This is a genomic window from Roseateles sp., from assembly GCF_031397715.1.
Classification (GTDB): domain Bacteria; phylum Pseudomonadota; class Gammaproteobacteria; order Burkholderiales; family Burkholderiaceae_C; genus Paucibacter_A.
In genome coordinates this window covers 1-5,357 of sequence record NZ_JANNMI010000291.1, presented here as the reverse complement: position 1 = coordinate 5,357, position 5,357 = coordinate 1, and the positions used below count along the sequence as shown (strand labels likewise).

Here is a 5,357-nt window from a genome sequence, read left to right as displayed (position 1 = left end):
GGATGCCGCCATGATGCGAGCGCTCACAAAAACTTAAATCCGAAAAAGCCCAGCTTTCACCGGCTGATTCAATTTAAGTTTTCTTTTTCAGGTCTTGGGCAAGGTCACGCCGCGCTGGCCTTGGTACTTGCCGCCGCGGTCCTTATAGCTGGTCTCGCAGACCTCGTCGCTCTCGAAGAACAGCACCTGCGCGCAGCCCTCGCCGGCATAGATCTTGGCCGGCAGCGGCGTGGTGTTGCTGAACTCCAGCGTTACAAAACCCTCCCATTCGGGCTCGAACGGGGTCACGTTGACGATGATGCCGCAGCGCGCATAGGTACTCTTTCCCAGACAGACCGTCAGCACATTGCGCGGAATGCGGAAGTACTCGACCGTGCGGGCCAGGCAAAAGCTGTTCGGCGGGATGATGCAGAAGTCACCCTCCATGTCGACAAAGCTCTTCTCGTCGAAGTTCTTCGGATCGACGATGCTGCTGTAGACATTGGTGAAGACCTTGAACTCGGGCGCGCAGCGGATGTCATAGCCATAGCTGGAGGTGCCATAAGAGACGATGCGTTCGCCGGCCGCATTGGCCCGCACCTGGCCCGGCTCAAACGGCTCGATCATGCCGTGCTGCTCGGCCATGCGGCGTATCCACTTGTCACTCTTGATCGTCATCTGAATTCCCCCCGGGTTTAAGCATGCATTTTAGGGGCTGTCAACCGACCAGCGCCGGCGTGGTGATCTCACCGGGCGTGCTCTTGCGCGCAAACAAGGTGTACATGGTCGGCACCACAAAGATCGTCAGCAAGGTGCCCAAGCTCATGCCGCCGACAATCACCCAGCCAATTTGCTGGCGGCTCTCGGCGCCCGCGCCGCTGGCCAGCGCCAAGGGCAAGGCCCCCAGCACCATCGCACCGGTGGTCATCAAAATCGGCCGCAGGCGCAAAGCGGCCGCCTCAATCACGGCCTCCTGAACTCCGCGCCCCTGCTGACGTAACTGGTTACTGAATTCGACAATCAAAATCCCGTGTTTGGTGATCAGGCCCACCAAGGTGATCAAGCCGATCTGCGAATAGACATTCAGCGTGCCGCCAGACCATTGCAAGGCCGCCAGGGCGCCGACCATGGACAGCGGCACCGACAGCAAGATCACAAAGGGGTCGATGAAGCTTTCGAACTGCGCCGCCAGCACCAAAAAGATGAACAGCAGCGCCAGCACAAACACCAGCCCGAGCGCGCCACTGCTGGACTTGAACTCGCGCGAGACGCCGTTCAGTTCGGTCGCGTAGCCGACCGGCAGCACCTTGGCCGCCGTCTGGTCCATGAAGGTCAGCGCCTCACCCAAGGCATAGCCGGGCGCCAGATTGGCGGTGAAGGCGACCGAGCGGCGTTGGTTGAAATGATTCAGCTCGCGTGGGCTGACTGCCTCGTTGACCTTGATCAGGCTGGACAGCGGCACCATGGTGTCGCCCCGGCCGCGCACGAATAAGCGCTCGATCTGCTCGGGCGTGGCGCGCCCCGCAGCCTCGGTCTGCACCAGCACATCGTATTGATCGGCGCCGCGCTTGTAACGCGTTACCGCCCGGCTGCCCAACATGGTCTCGACGGTGCGGGCGACGGCGTCCACCGACACGCCCAGATCGGCCGCGCGTTCGCGGTCGATCTCCATGAACAGCTCGGGCTTGTTCAAGCGCAAATCATTGTCGGGCTGGCTCAAACCCGGATTCTTGGCCATCTCGGCCATCATTTGCTGGGTGACCTTGGCCAAATTGGCGTAGCTGTCACTGGTCACGACGACGAAATTGACCGGCCGTGAGGTAAAGCCCTGGCCCAGGCTGGCCGGTGTGGTCGGGAAGGCCTGCACGCCCGGCAACAAGCTGACTTGCGGCAGCATCAGGCGCGCAATCTCCTGCGTGCTGCGGCTGCGCTCGGACCAGTCGACGGTACGCAAAATCGCCAAGCCGGATGACACGCCACCACCGCCCGAGAACAAAAACGCCCGGTCAAACTCGGGGTACTGCGCCGCGATGCGGTCAACCGCATCGAGGTAGCGGGACGTGAAGGCCAGGGTGGCGCCGTCCGGGGCGCTGATGGGCATCACGATCACGCCGCGGTCTTCCATAGGCGCCAACTCGGACTTCATGGTGCTGAACAAGAACCAGCTGGCCGCCCCCGAGCCCAGCATCACCAGCACCACCACCCAACGGGCGCGCAGTGCAAAACGCAGGGCGCCCGCGTAGCCGTCCGAGATCCCCACCAGCACGCGCTCCATGCCACGATCGAAACGGCTCGGATGGGCGTTATGGCGCAGCAATTTGCTGCACATCATCGGCGTCAGCGTCAGCGCCACAAAGCCCGAGACGATCACGGCGCCGGCCATGGTCATCGCGAACTCAACGAACAAGCGGCCGGTGCGCCCGGGCGTGAAGGCCAGCGGCGCGAACACCGCGGCCAAGGTCATGGTCATCGCCAGCACCGCAAATGCGATTTCCTTGGCCCCTTTCAAGGCGGCCTGAAATGGCTCCAGCCCCTCCTCGATATGCCGGAAGATGTTCTCCAGCACCACGATGGCATCGTCCACCACCAGGCCAATCGCCAGCACCAAGGCCAGCAAGGTCAAGGTATTGACGGTGAAGCCGGCGGCCGCCATCAGGGCAAAGGAGCCGATCAGGCTGATCGGGATCGTCACCAGCGGGATGATGGACGCGCGCAAGGTGCGCAAGAAAACAAACACCACCAGCGCCACCAGCACGACCGATTCGACAATGGTGGAATAGACCGATTTGATCGAGCGGTCGATGAAGACCGAGTTGTCATTCGCCGGCAAGACCTTGATGCTGTCCGGTAGGTCGGCCTGCAGCTTGGGCATCATCTCGCGCACCGCCGCCGACACTTCCAGCGGGTTGGCGGTGGCTTGACGAATCACGCCCAAGGACACCGATAACACCCCGTTCAAGCGCACCCGCGAGCGCTCGCTGGCCGCCGCCTCCTCGATCCGTGCCACGTCCTTCAGCCGCACGGCGAAGCCACCGGTTTGCTTCAGGATGACCTCGGCGAACTCGGCCACCGTGTTCAGGTCGGTGCGGGCAGTGACGCTGAATTCGCGCTGCTGGCTTTCGATCCGGCCGGCCGGCACTTCGAGATTCTGGCGCCGCAGCGCGTCCTCGACGTCCTGCACGGTCAGCTTGTAGGCGGCCAGGCGGTCGGCGTCGAGCCAGATCCGCATGCCGTATTTGCGGTCACCGCCGGTCTGCACATCGGCCACGCCGGGAATGGTCTGCAGCCGCGGCTTGACCACGCGGTTGACCAGATCGGTGATCTCCAGCGGGCTCAGCGTCTCGCTGGAAAAAGCGATCCAGATGGTCGGCTGCGCATCCGCCTCGACCTTGGCCACCACCGGCTCATCGGCCGCGTCGGGCAGGCGCCCACGCACCCGGGCGACGCGGTCGCGCACATCGGCAGCGGCGTCATCGGGATCCTTTTCCAGCTTGAAGCGCGCGGTGATTTGGCTGGACTCGGTGCGCGAACTCGACGTCAGCACCTCGATGCCGTCGATGCCGGCAATCGAATCCTCCAGCGGCTTGGTGATCTGGCTTTCGATCACCTCGCTGGAGGCACCCACCAGGCGGGTGCTGACCGTCACCACTGGCTCGTCGATGCGCGGGTACTCGCGCAGCGACAGCCGCCCGAAGGCGACCAGGCCGACCAGGATCAGAACCAAGGACATCACCGTCGCAAAGACCGGTCGGCGGATTGAAATTTCGGAAATACGCATGGCGGACTGCTTTTTTGTCGGCTGTTCTATCGGCTGACCGAGTTGGCCGCACTGGCTGCACCCGCCACGGCGCGCGCGGTACCCTGCTTGTCCACGTCGATGACCTTCAAGACCTGGCCCTCGCCGCGCATCAGCTTGGCTTGGCCGGCCGTCACCACCCGGTCACCGGCCTTCAAGCCCGACAGTACTTCCACCTTGCCCGGCAAACGCAGGCCCAGCTTGGCCTCGATGCGCTGGGCGGTCGGCGCCGCCGAGCCTTGCTCGACAACCTTGATGATGTATTGCTTGCCGCCCTGAGGAACCAGCGCCTCCTCGGGCACCAACAACGCGTTTTGATGCACAGCCAACAGCACACGCACACGGGCGAACAGTCCCGAGCGCAGCTCCGGCGTGTTGGCCGGCAACTTGGCCCGCACCAACAGCGAGCGGCCGTTGGCTTCCAGCTGGGTATCCAGGGCAACAATCTGGGCCGTGAAGGCCTTGCCCGGCAACGCATCGAGTTGCACCTCGACCTGCTGGCCTACCTTCAGCCGCGGCACGAAGCGCTCGGGCAGGCGAAAGTCCAACCACATCGTCGAGGTGTCTTCAATGCTGACCAAATCACTGCCGTCTTTGACATAGTCGCCCACGCTGACGCTGCGGATGCCCATCACGCCGTCAAACGGCGCGCGCACCTGCATACGGGTCAGCTGCGCCTGGCTCAGTGCCACTTGCGCCTCGGCCACCTGCAACACGGATTGCGCCTGCTCAAGCGCGCTGGTGCTGACGAAACCCTGCGCAAGTAACTCGCTATTGCGCTTCAAGCTGGAGCGCGCAATGCTGGCCTGCGCCTGCGATTGCTGCAGCTGCGCCGCTTGCAAACCGTCATCAAGCTGCACCAGCAATTGGCCCTGGCGCACGTTCTGGCCGTCGCTGAAGCCGAGTTTGACGATGCGCCCGCTGACCTCGGGTTTGAGCAGCGCCGACTGGCGCGCCTTCAAGGTGCCGACGGTTTGGGCATCGTCCGGCAAGGACGCCGATTCAACCGTGCCCACCTCGACCGGGATCGGGCCTTGGGCTGCACCAGCACCGGCAGCACCGGCACCCGCGGGCGCTTTGGCCGCGGCTTGGGCAAGCGGGAGCTGAGCTTTCGCCGGCCTGTGCTGCCACCAATAGGCCGCAGCACTCAGTCCAAGCAAGGCCACGACAGCCACCACGCTATGAAATTTCTTCTTTACAGTCATGCAATTCTCCGTGCAGCACTCTAGCGTCAGTCCGCGGTCGGCGCTTGGCGAATGGTTTGAAAATGCTCCGAAATACGCGCTCGGTGTCGTGAGCGACGGTTGCCGTGCGATCAACGCACAAACTCGCCGTCAAGTTTCAGCGCGGCGCCGCGTTGACGCCCTGATTGGCCAGCGCATCGGCACGCTCGTTACCCGGATCGCCTGAATGCCCCTTGACCCAGCGCCACTCCACTTGATGCAGCTTGCGCAAGGCGTCCAGGCGCTGCCAGAGGTCGGCGTTTTTGACCGGCTTGTCATCCGCCCAGATCACCTCGCTCTTGACACCCGGCGCCTGATCCTTGATTGAGAGCAGTGAGGCCTTGAGCGCATCGCGCGCC

Annotated in this window: 4 protein-coding genes; all 4 read right to left on the bottom strand. The window is 63.4% G+C overall.

Translation table 11 applies throughout. From position 1 onward, the window contains the following. Positions 1–87: 87 nt before the first annotated feature. Complete coding sequence (gene dcd, locus RMO57_RS12700; RefSeq protein ID WP_310387130.1) at positions 88–657, bottom strand: dCTP deaminase; 570 nt, start codon at positions 655–657, stop codon at positions 88–90. A 40-nt stretch (positions 658–697) separates the two neighbouring features. Continuing rightward, a complete protein-coding gene (locus RMO57_RS12695) occupies positions 698–3,757 on the bottom strand; it encodes an efflux RND transporter permease subunit (protein ID WP_310387128.1) in 3,060 nt (1,019 codons plus the stop codon). A gap of 26 nt (positions 3,758–3,783) precedes the next feature. Continuing rightward, positions 3,784–4,980 carry an efflux RND transporter periplasmic adaptor subunit gene (locus RMO57_RS12690; protein ID WP_310387126.1) on the bottom strand — a complete coding sequence of 399 codons (1,197 nt, stop codon included), beginning with the start codon at positions 4,978–4,980 and terminating at the stop codon, positions 3,784–3,786. Positions 4,981–5,116: 136 nt separating this feature from the next. Beyond that, on the bottom strand, positions 5,117–5,357 hold a 241-nt coding region (locus RMO57_RS12685; RefSeq protein WP_310387124.1), incomplete at its 5' end, for an RNase H family protein.